21 protein-coding genes are annotated in these 21,346 nt (G+C 43.2%); 7 read left to right on the top strand and 14 right to left on the bottom strand.

What is annotated here, in order from left to right; genetic code table 11:
- The first annotated feature begins 13 nt into the window (after window positions 1-13).
- From ACXAGP_RS12490 to ACXAGP_RS12465, 6 genes are all read left to right on the top strand, one after another.
- On the top strand, window positions 14-1,528 hold the full coding sequence (locus ACXAGP_RS12490; protein ID WP_475261771.1) for a GGDEF domain-containing protein: 1,515 nt from the start codon (window positions 14-16) through the stop codon (window positions 1,526-1,528).
- Between the two features lie 2 nt (window positions 1,529-1,530).
- Window positions 1,531-2,889, top strand: coding sequence for a nucleotide 5'-monophosphate nucleosidase PpnN (gene ppnN, locus ACXAGP_RS12485; RefSeq protein ID WP_475261770.1), 1,359 nt, complete (start codon window positions 1,531-1,533; stop codon window positions 2,887-2,889).
- Window positions 2,890-2,996: 107 nt separating this feature from the next.
- Window positions 2,997-3,383, top strand: a complete 387-nt coding sequence (locus tag ACXAGP_RS12480; RefSeq protein WP_475261769.1) for a DUF3192 domain-containing protein — start codon at window positions 2,997-2,999, stop codon at window positions 3,381-3,383.
- Window positions 3,373-5,184 (top strand): hypothetical protein, encoded by a 1,812-nt coding sequence (locus ACXAGP_RS12475; protein WP_475261767.1) that lies wholly within the window; start codon window positions 3,373-3,375, stop codon window positions 5,182-5,184. Before ACXAGP_RS12480 ends, ACXAGP_RS12475 begins: the two co-directional genes overlap by 11 nt.
- A 116-nt stretch (window positions 5,185-5,300) precedes the next feature.
- Complete coding sequence (locus ACXAGP_RS12470; RefSeq protein WP_475261766.1) at window positions 5,301-6,305, top strand: isocitrate dehydrogenase; 1,005 nt, start codon at window positions 5,301-5,303, stop codon at window positions 6,303-6,305.
- Between the two features lie 181 nt (window positions 6,306-6,486).
- Window positions 6,487-6,798, top strand: a complete 312-nt coding sequence (locus ACXAGP_RS12465; RefSeq protein ID WP_475261764.1) for a ComEA family DNA-binding protein — start codon at window positions 6,487-6,489, stop codon at window positions 6,796-6,798.
- 87 nt (window positions 6,799-6,885) lie between these two features.
- On the opposite strand, the gene galU is transcribed toward ACXAGP_RS12465, so the two are convergent.
- The 8 genes from galU to ACXAGP_RS12425 form a co-directional block, all read right to left on the bottom strand.
- Complete coding sequence (gene galU, locus ACXAGP_RS12460; protein WP_475261762.1) at window positions 6,886-7,776, bottom strand: UTP--glucose-1-phosphate uridylyltransferase GalU; 891 nt, start codon at window positions 7,774-7,776, stop codon at window positions 6,886-6,888.
- A gap of 1 nt (window position 7,777) precedes the next feature.
- The gene (locus ACXAGP_RS12455) at window positions 7,778-9,121 is read right to left on the bottom strand and encodes a UDP-glucose dehydrogenase family protein (protein ID WP_475261761.1); all 1,344 of its coding nucleotides are present in this window, start codon (window positions 9,119-9,121) and stop codon (window positions 7,778-7,780) included.
- 15 nt (window positions 9,122-9,136) lie between these two features.
- Window positions 9,137-10,195, bottom strand: coding sequence for a nitroreductase family protein (locus tag ACXAGP_RS12450; RefSeq protein ID WP_475261760.1), 1,059 nt, complete (start codon window positions 10,193-10,195; stop codon window positions 9,137-9,139).
- A gap of 25 nt (window positions 10,196-10,220) precedes the next feature.
- Window positions 10,221-11,144 carry a glycosyltransferase family 2 protein gene (locus ACXAGP_RS12445; RefSeq protein WP_475261758.1) on the bottom strand — a complete coding sequence of 308 codons (924 nt, stop codon included), beginning with the start codon at window positions 11,142-11,144 and terminating at the stop codon, window positions 10,221-10,223.
- Window positions 11,137-12,324 carry a polysaccharide pyruvyl transferase family protein gene (locus tag ACXAGP_RS12440; protein WP_475261757.1) on the bottom strand — a complete coding sequence of 396 codons (1,188 nt, stop codon included), beginning with the start codon at window positions 12,322-12,324 and terminating at the stop codon, window positions 11,137-11,139. Before ACXAGP_RS12440 ends, ACXAGP_RS12445 begins: the two co-directional genes overlap by 8 nt.
- A 96-nt stretch (window positions 12,325-12,420) precedes the next feature.
- Window positions 12,421-12,894, bottom strand: coding sequence for a PssE/Cps14G family polysaccharide biosynthesis glycosyltransferase (gene pssE, locus ACXAGP_RS12435; protein ID WP_475261755.1), 474 nt, complete (start codon window positions 12,892-12,894; stop codon window positions 12,421-12,423).
- Window positions 12,891-13,388: a PssD/Cps14F family polysaccharide biosynthesis glycosyltransferase gene (gene pssD, locus ACXAGP_RS12430; protein WP_475261754.1), complete on the bottom strand. Its 498-nt coding sequence runs from the start codon at window positions 13,386-13,388 to the stop codon at window positions 12,891-12,893. The genes pssE and pssD overlap by 4 nt, the downstream gene beginning before the upstream one ends.
- Window positions 13,388-14,464 carry a glycosyltransferase gene (locus ACXAGP_RS12425; protein WP_475261753.1) on the bottom strand — a complete coding sequence of 359 codons (1,077 nt, stop codon included), beginning with the start codon at window positions 14,462-14,464 and terminating at the stop codon, window positions 13,388-13,390. Before ACXAGP_RS12425 ends, pssD begins: the two co-directional genes overlap by 1 nt.
- Before the next feature lie 343 nt (window positions 14,465-14,807).
- Between ACXAGP_RS12425 and ACXAGP_RS12420 the strand changes: the two genes are divergently transcribed.
- The gene (locus ACXAGP_RS12420; RefSeq protein ID WP_475261752.1) at window positions 14,808-15,401 is read left to right on the top strand and encodes a sulfotransferase; all 594 of its coding nucleotides are present in this window, start codon (window positions 14,808-14,810) and stop codon (window positions 15,399-15,401) included.
- A 48-nt stretch (window positions 15,402-15,449) separates the two neighbouring features.
- Here the strand turns inward: ACXAGP_RS12420 and ACXAGP_RS12415 are convergent, their stop codons facing one another.
- From ACXAGP_RS12415 to ACXAGP_RS12390, 6 genes are all read right to left on the bottom strand, one after another.
- A complete protein-coding gene (locus ACXAGP_RS12415) occupies window positions 15,450-16,751 on the bottom strand; it encodes a flippase (RefSeq protein WP_475261751.1) in 1,302 nt (433 codons plus the stop codon).
- A 40-nt stretch (window positions 16,752-16,791) separates the two neighbouring features.
- The gene (locus tag ACXAGP_RS12410) at window positions 16,792-18,060 is read right to left on the bottom strand and encodes an O-antigen ligase family protein (protein WP_475261750.1); all 1,269 of its coding nucleotides are present in this window, start codon (window positions 18,058-18,060) and stop codon (window positions 16,792-16,794) included.
- Between the two features lie 18 nt (window positions 18,061-18,078).
- Window positions 18,079-18,996 (bottom strand): Wzz/FepE/Etk N-terminal domain-containing protein, encoded by a 918-nt coding sequence (locus tag ACXAGP_RS12405; protein ID WP_475261749.1) that lies wholly within the window; start codon window positions 18,994-18,996, stop codon window positions 18,079-18,081.
- A 6-nt stretch (window positions 18,997-19,002) separates the two neighbouring features.
- Window positions 19,003-19,365: a DUF2304 domain-containing protein gene (locus tag ACXAGP_RS12400; RefSeq protein WP_475261748.1), complete on the bottom strand. Its 363-nt coding sequence runs from the start codon at window positions 19,363-19,365 to the stop codon at window positions 19,003-19,005.
- A 3-nt stretch (window positions 19,366-19,368) separates the two neighbouring features.
- Window positions 19,369-20,082, bottom strand: a complete 714-nt coding sequence (locus tag ACXAGP_RS12395) for a glycosyltransferase family 2 protein (protein WP_475261747.1) — start codon at window positions 20,080-20,082, stop codon at window positions 19,369-19,371.
- A 64-nt stretch (window positions 20,083-20,146) separates the two neighbouring features.
- On the bottom strand, window positions 20,147-21,343 hold the full coding sequence (locus ACXAGP_RS12390) for a lipopolysaccharide biosynthesis protein (RefSeq protein WP_475261746.1): 1,197 nt from the start codon (window positions 21,341-21,343) through the stop codon (window positions 20,147-20,149).
- Between the last annotated feature and the right edge of the window lie 3 nt (window positions 21,344-21,346).

Below are 21,346 nucleotides of genomic sequence, written 5' to 3'. Positions count from 1 at the left end.
TACAGGAAAACGAGTGGAAAACCAGCAAAAGCAAATCAGACTGCTGAAACATCAAGTTGCAAATCTCAGCGAGTTTATTATTCGGCTAACCAAAGTCTACGACGGCGGCTTCCCGGAGATTGATACCAAACTGCACACGTTGAGAAATCAGTTAAAATCTCCCAGCCATTGGTTGCAGGCTGAAGCCTCTATCAGTGAACTAACAGGCCCGATACTGAAGCATGCCGATGCGCTTCGCTCATTCAATCACGAAGCCGTAAGTGGCTTGGAGACATTGGCGAACCAAGTGCTAAATAGTGGCACCGCCGATGTGGAATTCAAACAACTATTAAACAACTACATCATTGAACTCAACGGCAGTTCAATGTCACTAGGGGCTGTTTCTCATCATTTCCGCAAAGGTGCAGAGTTGTTATTTGCACTTATCGAAGCCCATCCCCTCAATGGTAGTGCACAATCCGCTGACAATGCGGGCATTACTCAAGAATTACATGAGCAAATCACCAGAGAATTTAAGGAACTCATTGCCCAGTTGATAGCCTCTTCACCACAAGAACAAGCTCTCAAAGATATTGCGGAGCAACTGGAAGGTGGATTAAGTCGTCAAGAATTGATGCAATGCTGTCTGGTGGTGTTGCGCACCCTGACTGATGAATTGCTGCAAGAACGCAAGCAAGCTGAGCGCTATGTCCACAACTTGCAAAAGTCCCTCACAGGTGTTGGGCAAAAAGTGGAAGCTTCCATAAAATCGTCTGAGCAGCAATACCAGATAAAATTAGATAATTCCAAAGCGCTGCGCTCACAAATAGATGATTTTGGTATTGAAGTTCACAACGCCATTGACCTGGCCATTTTGAAACAACAAGCCAACGAGATGTTGGACAAAATGGCGACCACCCTAACCTCCAGAGAAATGCAGGACAAAGAAGAACAGGTTTCGGTGATGGAACTGTTGTCTAGCATGAAGGCACAGCTTGCAACGTTAGAGAGGGAAACTGAAGCCTACAAACAACGTTTATTAGAGCAAAAGTACCACAGTTATCGAGATTCACTTACGCAGGTGCCAAATCGCAATGCCTATAACGAACGCGTAGAGTTAGAATATCGCCGTTGGAAGCGCCACAAGCATCCAATTTGTCTGGCAGTGGTGGATATCGATCACTTTAAGAAAATCAATGATAATTTTGGTCACGCCGCAGGTGACAAGACCCTACAGGTAATAGCCCAAAACATCAGTAAGTGCTTACGTAACACCGATTTTTTTGCCCGCTGGGGCGGTGAGGAATTTGTGGTATTGTTACCGCAAACGCCAATTGACCAGGTAAAAAAACCACTGGAAACCATCCGTAAACAGATCCAAAAGATCCCGTTCAAATTTAAAGATCGCAATGTCAGTATCACCGCATCAATCGGTGCCACAGATTTTACCCAAGGTGATACCATTGCTACAGCGTTCGAGCGCGCAGACAAAGCGCTTTACGAGGCCAAAAATAGTGGTCGAAATCGCTGTATCATCATCCAAGGATAACAATGACATCAGTCCAATTAAATGCACTTGGCCCTATGAGCCAACTTTCTCAGCTTGAAGTTGATCGCCTGAATTTTACCAATAATAGAGATCTACACACCCTATTCAGAAACTGCTGTCTCGCGGTACTCAATAGTGGTGCAGAAATTGATGACTTCAAGCAAATGTTTGAGCCCTATCAAGACTTTGAAGTTAATCTGATACGCCGTGAACGCGGTGTCAAAATTGAATTGATTAACCCACCGCAATTAGCATTTGTAGACGGCCAGCTGATTCAGGGTGTGCATGAACACCTGTTCGCGGTATTGCGCGACTTGGTGTACATGGGCGTTAAACTGGAAAGCCATGAACTGGACTTTACAGACTCAAGCCATATTACTCATGCCGTATTTGATATGCTGCGCAATGCGCGCGCTTTGGCGTCACAAAATGAACCCAATATGGTGGTGTGTTGGGGTGGTCACTCTATCGGTGACATTGAATACAAATACACAAAAGAAGTGGGCTATCAATTAGGTCTTAGAGGGCAGAATATTTGTACTGGATGTGGCCCAGGCGCCATGAAAGGTCCCATGAAAGGCGCTACTATTGGCCACGCCAAACAACGCATCACTGCAGGGCGATACCTGGGCCTTACCGAGCCCAGCATCATCGCGGCAGAACCCCCCAACCCAATAGTGGACGAATTGGTGATTATGCCCGATATTGAAAAGCGTCTGGAAGCCTTTGTGCGAATGGCACATGCCATTGTTATTTTCCCCGGAGGCGTTGGCACTTCAGAAGAGCTACTTTATTTATTGGGTATCATGTTGCATGAAAAAAACCAGCAACAAGTACTACCTATTGTATTAACCGGGCCCAAAGAAAGTGTCGGCTATTTCGAAGCCATTGACAATTTCGTTGCCAAAACCCTCGGGCCAGAAGCACAATCCCTTTACCGCATTATCGTGGATGACCCGGCAGAGGTAGCACGCTACATTAAAGCCCAACAAAACGAAGTTAAGGAATTCCGCAAAAATATCGGAGATTCATACCACTTTAACTGGGCATTAAAAATTGAGCCCGAGTTCCAACAGCCTTTTGTACCCAATCACGCCAACATGGCGGCTTTAGATTTGCATTTTGACCAGCCAAAAGCCTCGTTGGCAGCGGCATTGCGCAGAGCTTTTTCGGGCATTGTTGCCGGTAATGTAAAAGCCGAAGGCGTTGCGGAAATTGAGCGTCATGGCCCCTTCAAACTCAATGGCGATAAAACACTAATGGCTATGATGGATGATTTGTTGGTTTCTTTTGTGGCACAAGATCGCATGAAAATCCCTGGTGGTGAACCCTATGTTCCCTGCTATCAGGTGGTTTCCTGACGAAAAGCTGAGTTTAACGACATGAATTGCGCGATTAACAGCGTTCAATTGTCAGACCATTTTGGTTAAAATTTCTGCTGAGTTAAAGATGAGAATCAACACTATCTATGAAGATCATTAAAGGTATTGCCATTGCGCTGGCCCTATACATCGCATTTTTTGTTGGCGTATTTAATTACTTTCCGGATAAACCGGAGACCATGGGCTGGGAAGATCGCCAAGATTACAATAAGGTCCAAATCGAAAAAATCTCCGAGATCGCTGTGGAAAAGGATTTTTATCACAAAGACATACTGACTATGTTAGGTGGTCCCGACATTAGCGAAGCAAAAATGTCTGGAGAGGACAAAATTCAAGTTATGTATTACCGCACCCAACACAAGCGGGCTGATGGTATTACTTCTCAAGATGAATGCACACCACTCTTGTTTAAAAATGACAAGTTGGTAGCCTTAGGAGAAAAGGCTGAAAAACAATTTGAGAATGCGTTCTGATCCGCAAACCAATAGTTCCACAACGACTCACACAGTACCAAGCTCAGCGCGTATTGCTGAGCTATACAAAACGCTAATAAAGCTCGATATCCGTTTTGAAAAACAAGATGTATCCGCCAATCATGTTGAACAAACCGAATTGTTTTGCGAACGCTTCCTGGACACCTTAATCAATTATCCGGGCCCACTACTGGCTCAGCTACACTACAACAAAACCAATTTAAGCTACTTTTATAATTTTCAATTTAACTGCCTGATCTTCTGTGGCTTGTTACTCTTACGCAATAACTTTAATCTCACTACAGCCCAGCAAATACTATCTGGCGTTCTTACCTGGTGTATTACCGCCAAACCCGAGATTGAGGCTCGTGCCGGGCAAAAAAGTCAAGATTCGAAATGCAATTTTAGCAGTGTTAAGACGCAACTCATTCGGGCCTTAAGCCACTATCAACGACAAATCTGGTTAGAGTTACTCACCCACACCAGTGCTAAAGAGATGGTTCGGTTGCAGGCATTAATAACAAGCCGCAACACGAAATCACCCAACAATGACTACTTAAGCATCACATTGTATATGGCGTCGCTTGTTACTCGCACACCCGAGAAAGCGGCCATTAGCTATAGTAAAGCCATAGTCAAATTAACTCAGACAAGTCATTGTTTCGCCCTATCCCTGCTAGAGCCTCTAATGGACTACCCAGGAACGATACTTCCAGGGTGCACATTACTATTGAGTGATAATCAAAGAGCATTGTATTTAGGCCGCCACCAGAATGAACTTTATTGCCTGCCCTATTCAGCCTCGCTAAAAAATTATGATGATGAAATAAGCGCCATCACTGAGTCCCAAATTCGCAAAGTTGCTGCCCCCGGCAACCTGAATAATATCAAACTCGCCGATAAGTGGTGGGGACCCGCATGGCAAGAAGTTCAAGCTATAAATAAAATATCAGATGGTCAAAAGATCTACGCCAGAGGCTTCAGGCTGGACAAGCCACCCGAGTCACTGGTGGCAGTGATCGAGCATTTGAGCGCTCAAGACATTGATATTGATCAGTTGATCGCGCTGATAGAATCCGAGCCCAGTTTCGCTGATCACATACAGCTAACAGCCAGCCAACAGTCAAGGGCTAATTTACGCATTAATAATGTAAAACATGGACTGTTAATGCATGGCTTTGAGCGCACCCAAAGCGTGTTGGTAGAAAAAGCCTTAACCAGCCGCTTAAGTCAACACCAGTTTCCCATGCAAGACATTATTTATCAGTTCGTCAAATTATGGTCTGGCTTTGCACACGCCATCGCTTTGCGGCACGTCAAATTCATACCGGAGCAAGCCAGTTGTTGGGTGTATTTCGCAGCAGCGGGGCTGTTCACCCATGGAGAATTAAAGTTAAAACAACATTGGCAATACAGTAATACCGCCAGCACCAGAGACAGTCACAAAATCCAGCTCAAACAACCTCAATTGTTGTGGCAACACGCCTACAAACTTGCTTGCAGTTGGGCACAAGATAAGGCAATTAGAGATGCCCTGCGGGACGGTCTGGCGAAACAATCCCTGCCACCGACAGCAAAGCGCTCCCTGCCCCATGTTTTATTAAACTTGAGTCTCAATCTAGCTTCTTCAGTATTTTTCGAAGGTGTAATTCCGGAGTTCGATTCTGATGAATATTTACAACAATATTGTCAAAGACTCGCAATAGACAGGGCGAGGTTTAGCGAAATATGCCAAGAAACGGTGAAAAATTCCCACAATTACTGGCCAATTCACAACAAGTGCTTGTTTGGAAATGGCTAAGCAGGCAAAAAAGTGGTATAAAGTGCGCGAATTATTCATTTCAAAATTCGTCAGAATTAAGACTACACTTTTAGTGCGTGTTGGTCGCTTAACCTAAGTTAATCGGGAAAAATTAGATGACGCAACGAATTACTGTTATTCGCGGTGACGGCATTGGTCCGGACATCGTAGATGCCACTATTCAGGTTCTGGAAAAACTGGGCTGTGATTTTGCCTACGACTATGCTGATGCAGGTTTAATGGCTTTGGAAAACCACGGTGAATTGTTACCACAAGAAACCCTGGATTTGATCGCTAAAAACAAGGTTACCTTGAAAGGGCCTTTAACCACCCCTGTCGGTGAAGGCTTTACTTCTATCAACGTAAGCTTGCGCAAGCAATTCAACTTATACGCCAATGTCCGCCCTGTGCGCTCTTTTAAAGGCACCAAAGCGCGCTATGAAGATATCGATATTATCACCATTCGCGAAAATACTGAGGGTATGTACTCAGGTCTTGGGCAGGTGGTGTCGCCAGATGGTTCAGAAGCTGAAGCTATGAGCAAAATCACTCGCAAGGGCGCTGAGCAAATCGTACGCTTTGCCTACGAATTGGCACGTCGCGAAGGCCGTAAAAAGGTAACTGCGGTTCACAAAGCCAATATTTTAAAATCCACTTCTGGTTTATTCCTGAAAGTCGCCAGAGAAATAGGTGAGCAGTATCCTGATATCGAATCAGCCGAAATGATCGTTGATAACACCTGTATGCAGCTGGTAATGAATCCACATCAATTTGATGTGATGGTAACCACTAACCTGTTTGGTGATATTCTTTCAGATTTATGCGCCGGTCTTGTGGGTGGTTTAGGTATGGCTCCGGGCGCTAACATTGGTCAAGACTGTGCAATTTTCGAAGCCGTTCATGGTTCAGCTCCAGATATTGCAGGCAAGAATCTGGCAAACCCAACTTCTGTCATGCTGGCGGCAGCACAAATGCTGGATTACCTGGAAATGGGTGACAAAGCAGAGAAGCTACGCAATGCACTAAGAGAAGTCATCGAGACAGGTGATCGCACCACTCGAGATTTAGGTGGTAGCCATGGCACCACTGACTTCACCCAGGCGGTTTTAGACAGAGTCTAAGCTTCTTACAAGCAAGTTTAAACGGCCGGCATTTTGTCGGCCGTTTTTGTTTTTAAAAGCCTCTACTCAAAAACTGTACTTTAGTACAGTTGTATGTAATCGCGATTCGAGTTGTAATTTTCTCCGAAGTGAAAGCTAATGTGCCACTTCATCATGGAATCTAAATGTTAAGGAGAAAATTATGAAAGACATGTTTAAACAAGCCAGCATCGCGTTTTTAATGGCTGGCGCATTACTATCCCAACCTACTCTGGCAAACAGCGAAGCTAATTCAGAAGTGGCTGATACGGTGCAAACCATCAGTAAGGTAAACCTCAATACGGCAACGGTTGAGCAACTCACTGGCCTGCCGGGAATTGGCCCTAAAAAAGCACAAGCCATTGTTGAATATCGCAATCAATACGGTGAATTCCTGATTGTTGAGGATATTCAGAATGTCAAAGGCATTGGTCAAAAGGCCTTTGTACGCCTTGAGTCGTTGATCAAAGTCTAGTACCAACGCCATTGAATAATCATTACCAGGATTGGTATAAAAAAACGCGCCAGATGGCGCGTTTTCATAGTTGCCTTTAATGGCCAATCAATTTAGAGAGGCAAGAAATGCTTTAAAATCTTTCGCCAATTCCGGGTGACGCAAGGCGTATTCAACATTAGCTTTCATGTATCCCAGCTTACTGCCACAATCATGACTCTTGCCCTTCATAAAATAGGCTTCTACCGATTGTTTATCCATCAAAGCAGCAATGGCATCGGTTAATTGAATTTCATCACCAGCGCCCGGTGCAGTGCGCTCCAACTGTTTCCAGATATCGGCAGTTAATACATAACGACCCACAATGGCCAGGTTTGATGGCTCCTCTCCTTTAGGCGGTTTTTCTACCATCTGAGTGATTTCAGCGGTTTCACCTTCGTGCAGCTCGACCCCACTAAGATCAACAACACCGAATTTATGCACAAGTTCTCTGGGAACTGCTTCAACCATTATCTGACTGGCGCCCGTTTTATCAAAACGCTTAACCATATCAGCTAAGTTGTCTTTAGTTAGATCACTGGTGGCATCATCAATTACCACATCGGGCAATACGACAGCGAAAGGCGCATCTCCTACCAACGGTTTGGCACACAAAATGGCATGGCCAAGGCCTTTGGCATGCCCCTGACGTACGTGCATAATAGTTACACCCGGTGGACAGATGGCTTGCACGTCTTCCAATAACTGGCGCTTCACTCGTTTTTCCAGTGTCGCTTCTAATTCAAAACTGGTATCAAAATGATTTTCGATACTGTTTTTACTGGCATGGGTTACCAGGACAATATCCTTGATGCCCGCTTTTACACATTCGCTCACGACATATTGGATAAGAGGCTTGTCGACAATCGGCAGCATTTCTTTGGGAATGGCTTTAGTGGCTGGCAACATTCTGGTGCCAAGCCCGGCTACGGGTATTACCGCTTTGGTTACTTTCGTCATATCAATCGAACCTTTTAACTGATTTTCCTCTACCGATGGCATAATAATCGATACCGAGTTCAGCCATAGTTTCAGGGTCGTACAAGTTTCGCCCATCAAAAATGACCGGATGATTCAGACTTTGTTTTATTTGATTAAAGTCCGGAGCTTTAAACATCTTCCATTCTGTACATATCATTAAGCCATCAGAACCCGTTAGCGCTTCCATTGGATCTTCGAGAGTAATCAAGTTGTCCGGATTACCTAACTTGGCACTTAATGCTTCATTGGCAATCGGGTCAAATAGTCTGATTGTTGCTCCTTTTTTCAAAAGCGCATCCATAGCAACCAGGCTAGGGGCTTCTCTGATATCGTCAGTGTTGGGTTTAAAGGTCCCCCCCCAGACAGCAATCACCGTGCCAGCCAGGTTTTCGCCATAATGGCGGTACACCATCTCTTCCAATTTTATCTTCTGAGCAGCGTTTACCGACTCAACGCTTTGTAAGATTTGCGGTGTGTGACCATGATCCAGAGAGGTTTTAATTAAGGCGTTCACATCTTTAGGAAAACAAGAGCCACCGTAGCCGCAGCCAGGATATATAAAATGATAACCAATACGAGGATCGGACCCAATACCATTGCGCACCATCTCAATATCAGCCCCTACCTGCTCCGCAATATTGGCCATTTCATTCATAAAACTGATCTTAGTCGCCAACATGCAGTTTGCAGCATATTTGGTCAACTCTGCACTACGACGATCCATCACAATGGTTCTTTTGTGATTTCGGTTAAATGGTGCATAAAGATTGTGCATAACCCCTAATGCTTTTGCACTATTTGAGCCCAGTATGATTCGGTCAGGCTTAGAGCAATCTGCAATTGCTGCACCTTCTTTTAGGAATTCAGGATTTGATACCACATCAAAGTCAATGTCTGAACCTCGCGCGTCAACCTGCTCTTTAATCACCGCTTCAACTCTGTCACCCGTTCCCACAGGAATCGTAGACTTGTTCACCACAACAGAGTAACTAGTGAGATTTTGCCCAATGGTCTCAGCGACTTTTAACACATACTGCAAATCAGCAGAGCCATCTTGATCCATTGGTGTTCCAACTGCGATAAATATCACTTCAGCATTATCTACGGCAGTTTTTGCATCGGTAGTAAATAATAGTCTCTTTCCACGGTAATTGTTTTTCACCATCGGCTCGAGGCCGGGCTCAAAGATAGGAATGTGCCCCTCTTTCAGTGCATCTACCTTAGACTGATCAATATCCACACAGGTTACTGTGTTACCCAAATCCGCCAGCACTGCAGCCTGAACCAGTCCTACATAGCCAATACCAAAAACCGTGACTCTCATTTAGAATCCTTAATTTTAAACATCTACTTTTAAACTACTCACCGTTTTCTTACTTGAAAACGGTATCATACCGTCGCTGTCACCATAGCCTACGGCAATAAGCATGATAACTCGTTGATCACATTGTAGTTTAAGTTTATTAATTATTTGTTTCTCTCTAACTTCTACATCAGGCCAATTAATTGGGCAAGTGCTCAACCCCAATGTTTCAAATGCCAGCATTAATTGCATAGCGGCTAACGAGCCATCAATGTAGATCAAGTGACGATCTCGTTCAAATGGATAGGCTGATAAATCCCCAACGACGGCAATCAAAACCGGGATATTTTCAGCGAAGCCACCCGTTCCGCCGGCCATTTTTGCGATCTCAACAGCATCCTTTTGTTCCTGCGCGACATAAAAACTAAAGGGTTGGCGATTGCAAGCACTAGGAGCCAGAGACGCTAGCTCTATCGCTTTATCGACTTTCTCTTGCTCAACACTAGCTTCTTTAAACCAGCGGGTTGAACGTCTTTGCATAAACAGGTTGTGTAACTGCTCAGTGGAGATATCCGTTTTAGTCTTGTCAGAGTGGGTATAGGGAACATAGGCTTTTAACTCCAGAGACTCTATTCTTTGAAAAGTCTCTCGCGCCCGTTTAATTGGCGGTGTATCTTTCACAACGTCAAAATAGGCATTGAGTACGTCGTGAGCCCAACTGCGTTCTTCACCACAAAACTCACTACTGCTGCACATTCCTTCATAAGCACGAACAGTTTCTTCAATATAGTTGGCAGCAAAAGATGGCTTCCTGGGCTGCATAATCAGGCCTTTTTCGAGGCGATGAACATTGCGCCGTAACAGGGCACTATTACCCATGTCATAGGAGCGATGAGACTCGTGATAGCGGATTTTGCCTTTTAAAACTGACTGACATTCACGGCCAAACTCGGCTGAAAAAAGGCCATAATACAGTCGGCTAAGCCAGCGTTGGGAACCAAAGAAGCGGTAAATCAACAGTTTAAAGGAAAGAATGTAAGATTTTATGGTGAAAATGTGATGAGGTGACAAGATTTTTCTAAGTAGCGCTTTCATAGCATGTAAATTCCGAGGACAACTCTCAGGCAAAACGTTTTTTCAGATTGAGCAGGAGTCGAAAAATAATAGTAAGGTTCATTTGAGCAAGCACTAATTTAAATCTGGACTTTTTATCTGGTTGACCACAATGGGCCAATTTACGATAGGCTTGCAAAGCTGCCGCTGCATTACCGAGCATCATATTGTAATCTCCTAATGCAGAATACAATACTCTTTTACCCGATTGCGCAGCAGCTGTCTCATTGTTCAGGTAGAACTTATCCAGAATTCTCTGTGCACCGGCAACCTTCTTAGCAAAATTGAAGGTTATTCCTGAATCCGACAATTGATATTCAAGTAAAACCTCAGACAGGACATCTGCTTTGCTAGAATCAGACATTCGCAACATAAGATCTAAGTCTTGATAACTTGCTAAGTCCGGATCAAAGCCCCCAACCTGTATAAAAAGAGATTTGCGAACGATGATAGCAGAACAGGAGACTCCGGCCGCTGCAGCGAGAAAGTGATTGTAGAAATTGCCATCTACATGATATTCAAAACAAGTAACCCTATCTCGGTACACCTGTTTAATGTTGTGGATTAACAATCCCAGCTCTGAGTCTTGCTGAAACGTCGCTATACAATGTTGTAATTTATCTTTTCGCCAGACATCATCATCGTCCAAAAAGGCCACCAGTTCAGCACGGCTTTCTTGTACACCTCGATTCCTCGCAATGCAGGCACCTGAATTTTTAGCAAGGGCAACATATCTGATACGCGGGTCGTCAAATTGTTGCAGTAATTGAGCCGTCGCAGCTCGGTGCTCAGATGACGGATCATTGTCATCAACAATGATCATCTCCCAATCCTCACGCGACTGTTGCCTCACTGTATTTATCGACACCAGTAATTTATCGGGTCTGCCAAAGGTAGGAATAACAACTGATACTGAGGGTGAATTAGACAACAGAGAACGCCTCATCAAACAAGGTACCTAGTTTCAATCGCTGTGCACATGTGTTCAGTTTGTCTGACTCTGCCTGATAATGTTCTAGCAAGAACGCTAAAGCTTTATCAATTTGCTCAACAGCCATATTCTCCCGCACGTCAAAACAGTATTGCTGTTGTTCAAAATGTTGTGTTAGCTCTTGATATTTGACTGCCCAACCTAAGACAAGGCAGGGTTTTCTGCACTTGTAAGCATGCACGACAGCATGGTAACGAGAAGCAATCAGGAACTGCGATTGGTTAATGATCGCGGTTAATTCTAAGGCATTAAAATCGTTTCCGAGAGCGACTACTCTATCATCATCGGCAAACAGCGCTTTGAGCTGGGTAATGATGTCCAAATCTTCAAAAGAGTGGCGTAGAAGATAAACCGTTTTACCTGCCGCAAGCAATTGCTCAATCAAACCTTGATAAAGTGCAGTCAGGGAGTTGCCTTTATTTTTTACATAAACTTTTTGGTTCGGCACAATACACACCGAGTTATTTGCCAACTCCGGTAGATTGTTCTGAGGAATATCGTTAAAAACCAGCTCGTTCTCAAGCTTTGACGTCTGTAACACGGTGTCTAAAGCGACTGAAACATTATCCTCTATTCCCAGCAGTTTCAGGTGTTTTTGTCCATCAACCTCACGGGCAAAGATTTTGTCAGGGTATTGCATTAATTTTTTGGTGTAACGTATCAATAAACCAGCGAACTTTCCCTGAAAAGCGAATGGCCCAAATGATTGAGGGAATAAAACCGTCTTAACACCCGACTTTTTGAAAAAGAATAAATTCGTCAAATAGTCCACAATCCTCGCGGTGCCAAACTGCGAAGACAAGCAAAAACCACTGACATCAATCGCTAAATCTGCCTGTTCAACGGTTTGCCACATTTGTTTTTCTTGTTCTGCGCTAAAATACTTATTCTTGACAAGTAGTCCCAGCAAAGGAAATTTTCTCAGCTTCATACGCAAATCCCAAGGCAAAACGGCAAAGCGATATGATTTTAGCTCATCCGAAGAGCGTCTGGCATCCGGTGCAGAGAGCAATGCGATTTCAGCATCGGGATAACGCTTGCGCACTTCACTAACCACTGATAGCGTCATAGACTGAGCGCCTTTGTTGAACAATTCTCCGCCTGAGATAATTACTTTCATGAATCTAAAGAGTTCCTGTCTTGTCGAGGGAAAAGCCCGCCATTTTATAGCTGACAAGCACAATTGTCATGAAGTAATACCAATAAAAACGGGGAATTATTCACTTTCTGAGAAGCAAGCTTTAAAAATTTTTTGATTTAATTGTTCAGTTAAAAAAAATGACGATTTTTGGTAGGTGCTGGGCTTAAATGATTTAAGTCGATTTAATGAAGATTGTAGCTCATCCAGTTGCATCACACCCAAAGCCAAACCATGCTCAGAAACATAACGTGCCAGTTCGATTTGGTGATTGTCTTTACGCTCAAGATTAGCCACAACAATTGCTGGTTTAACCAATTCCAGCAACTTAAAAACCGTTCCTGCGCCAGCATGACTAATCACCACATCGGCGCTCATCAGCTGCTGTTCGAAATCATCGGCAAATCGAAAATGTTTAAACTTTTTCGGAATATAAGAGCCGCTTGCGATTTGACACTCCACCGCTAAATCTTCCGGAATGTCGCAATGTTCTAATGCTTGAAACAACGAATTAAAAGGCGTCGTTCCAACAGTTACCAAGACTTTTTTCATAATCTGCCACAGTATTTTGCTTTGGGATACAAGTCCAGAAGCTCTTTATTTTGCACCCAAAACTCACTGGCCAGCAGCTCCATAAACTTGCCCGTAAGAGATTTAGAGTAAAATCGACAACAAGTCTCTACGTGCAACACTTCTACCCCTCTGAACCTTGCGAATAAAGAAACTGGAATCGCAAGACCGGGGCCAGTTGTAAGCACATAGCGCACATCATTATTTGAAAAAACACGGACAACTTGCTTTAACAAACTCGTTAAACTGTTGAGCAAGCCTACAACCTTGATACCGCTCTGCTTATCCCTTACCTCTTTCACATCGTAGCGAATTACCCGAGGGTCAATACTTTTGGCTCCAGCTTCTGTTATAGCCACCAAAGCCAATCTCGACACCAGAGTATCAGATATTGCCGCTAATAAGCGCCGCATTTCTTCTGCATGGCCACCCTCTCCATAAACTAACAATAAAGCGGGCTTTTTTGCATTATCCATCAGTGCAGAATTTCCATTAAATGTGTATTGCTGGTTTGGGCATCATATTGTAATGCTGTCTCTCTTGCTGACTCACTGAGTGCATGATAAGCGTCTGGTGTCAACGAAGCACTGTGTAAAAGCTGGTCGACCAATGAATCAACACACCCGGATGAAAAACCAAAACCATTTTGCTTATCCACCAAATAGTCAGCCATACCCGCGTTCATAGTACCAATAACGGGTATGCCACATGCCATTGCCTCCAAGCCTACCAACCCCAAACTTTCCTGCATCTCGGAAGGAAAAACCAGATAATCAAATCTCGTATAAAACTCGGGCAACTGCGCTTGTGGCACCGCACCATGAAATATCACTTTATTTGACAATTCGAGGGGTTTGGCCAAATTTTTGAAGTCATCTGCACGGATACCAGTACCCACAAAATGACAACAAAAATCGATATCAAGCCTTTTTAACGCAGCGATTAGCGTCTCTATTCCTTTTCCAGAATCTAACCTACCAACATAGCCAAGAATCAGTTGGTTATTGGCAACAAAAGATGGCTGCTCGTTCTTGCTCGGCTCAAATTTTTTGGTATCTACACCACCAGACGGGTTCACCTCTACAATATTCCCTGAAATTTCAAACTGTTCCATCAACAGCTGACGAAAGTACTTTGAGGGTACGATGATTTTGCCAGCTTTTTTGAGTGCTTTTCGCGAAATACTCAATTTTATTTTTCTAACCCACTCAGGTTCATATTCAGCTGGTAAAACATCTCCACCGTGGACATGGGCTACGATGGGCAATTTGCGAAACAGCGAAGCCATCAATACGGGAATTGATGAGTGAGCCACATAATGCAAATAAACAACTCTTCGGGTAAACAGCAATCTTATGAATGCCTGTATTATGTACTTCAAATAGTAAAATGCCTTAAGCAAATAACTATCGTGTCTACCTGCTAATACGACTCGCGCTACATCTATCCCCGAAGCCTGCAAAGCCATTTCTATGTTTTTAACAAAAACTCCCTGTGTGGGAGTCTTTGTTGTGGGATACATGTTCGACAGTATAAGAAATCGTTTAGCCATAAAAAAATCTAGCAACCATTAAAAAAATTTAGAGGATAACTGCCTGTGTTATCTCCTGTGTAACCGCACTTAAAGCGGCGATATTTAGCCCTTTTCCTGGTTAATTGTCAATTAAGACAATTTCACATAAAATCCCCTCCCCCAAGGAGCAATGACAAAAACCATGATAGAAACCTTAAAAAAATCACTGAATAACCCGTCAAAAGCCAAACGGGTATTGAAGCATCGTTTACTAAGCCAAATTCAGCGCAATTCCCACTTTAAAAAGGTCATTGTTATCGGTAGAGCGAGAACAGGCTCCAACTTGCTTCTATCCTTTATGAACTCGCACCCACAGTTACATATGGAAGGCGAAATTTTTGCATATCAAAAAAACAAGCCGTCACAAAAGATTTTGGACCGAGTTTATAAGTTACAACCCGAAGCAATAAAAGCTGCGGGTTTTAAAATATTTTATCATCACCCCATGGACGATAAAGATAGTGATATCTGGGAGCTTATCAAGGCCGACAAATCAATCCATGTAATTCAACTTCGCCGCGAAAATATGTTGCGGATGCATATCTCCAGAAAGGTAGCGATGCAATCTGATGTCTGGACCGCCGCATCTAAAAAAGAAGTAGATAAAGTCAGAAACAGACAAGTCTCCTTTACCAAAGAAGAGCTGGAAGAAGGGTTCAACAAAACAAAACGCTGGGAGGCGAATGCGGTTGAGGACTTTTCAGAGCACCCTTTCATTGAGATTTGCTATGAACGCATGATTTCAGATCCCGAAAACGAGTTTGCTAAACTGACAAGCTTCCTTGGTGTTGATCCAATGGCTCCTAAAACCAACCTCAGGAAACAAAACCCAGGAAAATTGCAAGATCTCATTGAGAACTACGATTCGCTTAAAGCAGAATTTGCTGAAACAGAATGGCAACGCTTTTTCGATTGAGAACTGGGTATTTTTCCTTCTCACTCGAACGGCCGCTTTCTAGTTTCTTTATTTGATGCCTGCAATAATCCAACGCACCGGAAAGATTAAGCTTTTTGTCATTACGATGCCCATGGGCCTTGTGGTGGCAGATACGAATAATGCAAAGTAGGAGGCGACGGCATAAGAAAACACCGACGCCCAGGCTGCGCCTATTCCACCATACTCAGGAATGAGCAGATAGTTTGCACCTATATTGCAGACAGCGCCGATGCCGTGGGTAACCAGTGAAAACTTGAGTATGCCCTCGGCAATCAACCATTTGCTTAACAGGGTTCGCATAAAAATAAAAATGCCCCCAAAAATATGAATATTGAGCATATAGGCAGAAGCGCGGTATTCCTGTCCAAACAGCAATACGATAAGGAACTCTGAAAGCAACAAAGTGGGGACAATAACGGCCACTGCCATTGCCAATAATATGTCATTGAGATTTTGCAAACTGCGCTGATATTGTGCCACGTCATTGCTCTTTTTCTTCAATAGAACCGGGAAATAAGCAGCAGTAATCGCAATCGGTATAAAAAACCACACCTCAGATATTCTTGCAGCAACTGAATAAATCCCCGCCTCAGCAGAAGAGCTAAGATGTTGCAACATGACAATATCTATCTTCAAATTAATAACCGTTGCCACACTAGACATGATCAGCCATTTGGATTGGCCAATCATGGAAAATAATCGGTCTTTTTCAACCACCAGTGGCTTTGCTACATCTTTGTCACGCAGGTAAAAAAGCATATTGAATATAGCGACAAACAGAAAATCCAGGCTGTACAAGAATATCAGAACCTGAATCCCCAGATCGTAATAGACTGCCAGCAGTTTCAGACTCAACCCGATTAATAAGGCAAGTAACCGCGAAAAGACTGCGTGATTGTTACGCATCTTTGCCTGAAACCAAAAATTAAATACAGTGAAGGCGCTAAATATCTGTCCCGCAGCTAAACACAAGAGCAAATATTTATTTGACGGACTATCCCAAAAGGCAATTCCCACCAGCACCAGTGCACCTAAACCAGTGCCAATAAAGCGTCCTGCCAGAGCAGTTCCCATTATTTGATGTTGCTTATCTGGTTGGTTTACCAGTTCTCGGGTGATGATTGCATTGAGTCCAAGCGCAGCCAGTGGAACAATGATTAACACTAAAGCAACCAGGTAACTGTAATTACCAAATGCTTCTGTCCCCAAATATCTTGCCAATACAATACTCAGCAACAGGCCACATGGAGCTGAAATGACTTTTTCAAATAATAACCAGTTGGTATTTTTGATTACTGCAATATTGCCAGGTGAGAGCTTTTTCAGCATTAACAACCCAAAATCATAAGTTTATTGAAGTGACGACTCATTAGCTAAAGTGCCCTTTAGCTCCATTGAGCAAACTTTTATTTAAAGCGGCAGCAGTAAGCACTGCCCATAGCGGCGTAACCATACCATTGTACAGCACATGTCCCGCAATGGCAGAAATCAGAATCAATACAACAAAAGCAATAACGGCTGACGAAACCACAGTGTTTTTAGGCTGAATCAACAAACGACCGAACAAAGCCAGGTACCCAAGGTAAACCAATAACGAGAGTAAAATACCAAAGTTAATTTGCATATCAGCCCAATCAAACTCCACTCGCCACACCCCAGCACGTTGCATGGCTTGCATATCCAGGCCTAACATTAGCTGCCAAAAATCTGCTCTCTCAAACAAAGGCCAGATTTCCATCAGCTTCACATCTCTTCCGGAAAATAGCACCCTGGTCAAGCCACCATTGTCATAGAAAAACATGACTCGCTGAAACAGAGGTTGCTCCAGTAACTGCTCTCCAAAAACAAAGATGCCCAGAGCTGTCAGAAAGAGTAAAAGCAAGCCATAGGCGAGCGCTCGAGCGTCGAGGTGCAATGCAATTACCATCAAAGCACAAAGTAAAACGCCAAGAAAACCACTTTTAGTACCTATAAGCAGTGCCACTGCAGAGAGAAAAAGAATCAAGGACAAAAAAAGAATGATAGAACGCTTAAACGCCGTCGTTAGAAACCACGCAGAGCTAATAACTATGACACCGGACACTGCGTTTCCCGAGTAAAAAAAACCTTTTGCTCCAAAGTTCCCATAGGTGGATTGACCTATACCCAACAGTGCAAAAACAACGTTAAGTACCACGATTCCGATGCTAAACAATAAAATCAGGTTGAGCTTTTTGCTGGTGAAGTGGCGAAACGAGCTCAATACCAGCACCATTACAAACAGGTAGATGACTTTGATGGCTTCCTGAAACGCTAAAGTGAACCAAATATTGTCCACCAGATAGAATCGGGCCATTGCCCAGATAAAAGTTGCAGCCACACACAACAAGCACCAGAAGAATCGTCTTGGTTCAAATTGCAAAGCGAACAATAGCATCAGCAGAAACAAACCTTGTTTATAACCCGCAGAAAGGATATTTGGCAGGCCAAGGGTTTTAACAAACAGGCCATTGAGCGTATCGATAAACAGGTAAATCCCCAGCAACAGCAACAATATATTTTCGAAAAGTTGCCGCCTTTGCAGTTCACTTTGCTGTAAACTGCCAGATGGGCCTCGCTTGGCAAGCTCTGCTGCGAAAAAGGTGTTCAAAAGTTTCATTCAGAAGCGAGCTTTAGGTTATGCGCGACGCGGTGTCACCAAAAACACTAAGGTAAACCAAGCTACTACTAAAAAACCACTTAAAAAGCCGGCAGCAATACAAATTAATGCACGACGCGGCGCATGCTTGAGCTCTGGCGTATAAGGTGGGTCGATAATAGTAAAGACAAAATCGGTTCTCACTTCAGCCAGCATTAATTGCTTAGTTTGCTCCTGAATCAATTGATAAAAGACGGTTTTCATTTCGATATCGCCGATCTGTTCAACTTTGGCTTCGAGGTACTCGATATTTTCCTTAGTGGACTGAATTTCCCGACGCCGCATATCGCTGTTTAGCTGGTTAATTATCAGTGCTAACCACTCCTGTGCCAGATGAGGCGAATAAAATTCCAGAGACAACTTAATCAAACCCGTGGCAGTATCTCTTTCAACGGCAAGTATCTGAATAAACTGCTCGTACACTTCTAATGCAGTGGGCTCGGGAGGTCGGCCATTTTTCATCTGCCGAGTCCAGCTATTGGATTGCGCATCGTATACGCCGTCATCCAGCAACAACTCGCCGGATTCGGCATCCCATTCTGTGGCCGCCATCAACTGTGGTTTGATGTTGTATTTTTCCACAAAATTACTCAAAAACTGGCGAGACTTAATTATCTCAAGCGCAACAGTAACCTGATCGGTAGAATCTCCACCAATAGAAATACCCGCTAAAGACGCCAACCCACCAAGCTGCCCCGAAAGATTATTCAACCCACCACCACTTGCCTCCTCTGTAGGAGACAAGGTAGCCTCACTGAGATAGGTATTGGGGATCGTTAAGGTCCAAATTGCCGTTACAAATACCAACACTACAGGGATAGCAATAATCAGTAGTTTTTTTGCGAACAAGTACTTAAATAAACTGTGTAAGCTGTAATCCAGATCACTATTTTCCATGTTGAGTTATTCCTGTGAAGTTCGATTATTGTCTTCAATTTTGGACTCCAAAATTGCGACTTTTTGCACTAATCGGGTAACCGAAATTTGTAATCTTGCGCGCTCAATATCCGCCAATAACAGTTTAATAAGCACAATGGCAAAGCCAACCAAAAGCGGAATGATGGGAGGATACGATATACCCAGCTTAAAACCGATTAAGTCGTTTATGCCAGGGTTTAAGCCATAAAGCAAGATAGCGAATGCCAGAAGCAACCATTTTACCGCATCCCTTTGGATCAGATAATCTCTACGCACCAGCCATAAAATACTACCAGCGATGATAACCGCCAGCACTGAAGAGACGAGTTGAGGATTGTTAAGTACCATGTTTTATTTCAATCTTTTTATTAATTTTGAACGGTCTTCGGGCGCAGCCTTTGCGACACTGATAATTGCTGTTGATAACATGTAATAAGCAACTTTTAACCATGATGAAAATATTCTGGATTCACCATCCAATCGGTCATTAATTTCCACGGGTATTTCCCGATATTTCAACCCTGCAGATTTCAACATCAGTAAAACGCCAACATCTTGATACTCAAGCAAACAGGCTTGCTCACATGTCAGGATAGCCATGGCGGAGCGATTATATGCTCTAAATCCTGACGTTAGATCAGCAATTTGTATTCCCGCAATGGTTCGAAAAAAGCGCCAAGCTACCTTTTTCGAAAAAGTGCCTCTTTCGAAACAAGAGCCAACAACAAAATCCACATCCATATTTTGTTGTATCGCACTAAGTAGCTTGTTTATTTGACATGCCAGGTGCTGACCATCGGCATCCATTGAAATAGCGAGTTCAAAACCTTTATTGTAGGCATGTAGTAAGCCGGTTTGTGTTGCTCTCCAGGCTCCTCTACTTTCCACATGGTTTAATACACACACATCGTAATTGGTGAGCACATTTTTAGTATCATCTTCGCTGCAATCATTTACAACGATAATAAATGCTTCAGGACAATGCTGATTAATGCTGTCTATTACTACACCAATGGTGCTCTGCTCATTTTTCGCGGGGATTACAATAGCTAATGACTGAATCAAACATGCTCTCCATACACTATAAGCGGCGAATTATACAGGGTTACCACAGCAAGGCTACTATGTATCAAGATTTGTTTTTTGCTTCAGGTATGACTTTTAACGTACAAACGAACAATATCACCGCGATCACCATTTCACTGGCCAATCTGCCATATGCCGCGCCTGTTACTCCATAAGTCGGAATAAGAGTCGAATCTAATAGCAGCAACACAAATAAACCGAACAAACTGACTTTAACAAAAATTTTTTCCTTGTGATTAGCGAAGAGTAATGCGGACAGCAATGCATTGATGGCATTTGGTAGTAACGCCAATGTCAGGATTAAAATAAGTTCGAAAGAATCCATGTAGTGGGGGAACAGAGAATGCAAAATAAATTCGCCTAGCAGCCACCAAACCAATAAACCGATCACAAAAGTAAAACTGAGGATTAGCATACTTTTGACCAATAATCGGCTTTGAGCGTTCCTACTTCGACTTTGATTGTAGCGATTAAAAAACAGAAAGGTGACTGGCGCCAATAACAGAATTGCAGCCTCAAACACTTGCAGAGAAAAGAAATACTCAGCCAGTTCATCACTACCAATACCGAAATACTTAATCAGCAACACATCTGATTTCATGAAAGAAACCGTCACCAGTTCAATAATAAAAAAGTGCATCACATTCGCGTTTGCTAACGCTTTTTTCGTATGCGCGGCTTTGATTCCTGTTTTTTTAATCAGATTTAAGCCACCAGCAGATAGAAAAACCAAAATACCAGCTAGTCCCCCAGCAATGAATACCGAGTTCTCACTAATATCTCTACCGTAATAAACAAAAGTGATAAAGACTAGTAACCAAACAAGCCTGTAGACACACAAGGTTAAAACATCTTGCCTATACTTAGACTTACCACGATAGTAGGTTGCCAAAATGTTTATCAACTGCAACCCAGTTACAGCAAAAAGTGCCAAAGCCAGATTGCTATTGAAAGTTTGCCAGCAAACAAAAAACAAAACAGATAAAAAGGTACAGATAAAAAAAGATGAGCCGAGGATCAGCTCACAATCAGGCGTATTGTTTTGACTGGTATATTTAAATAAAGCATCTTTATGACCGGCGTTAATCAATATCAGAAAAAGAGATGCCAAAGTCCACAAGTAGCCATATTCTGCATAGCTGCTTTTATCAAGAAATGTTGCAAAGCTGTACAGCAGAATCAAACTGACAGCAAGATTGAGTGCGGTTAACACCAGGTATTGCAGGTAATCCCTTGCCAATGG

This window comes from Planctobacterium sp. AWM4_229, from assembly GCF_056160305.1.
This window is presented reverse-complemented; position numbering and strand designations above follow the sequence as displayed.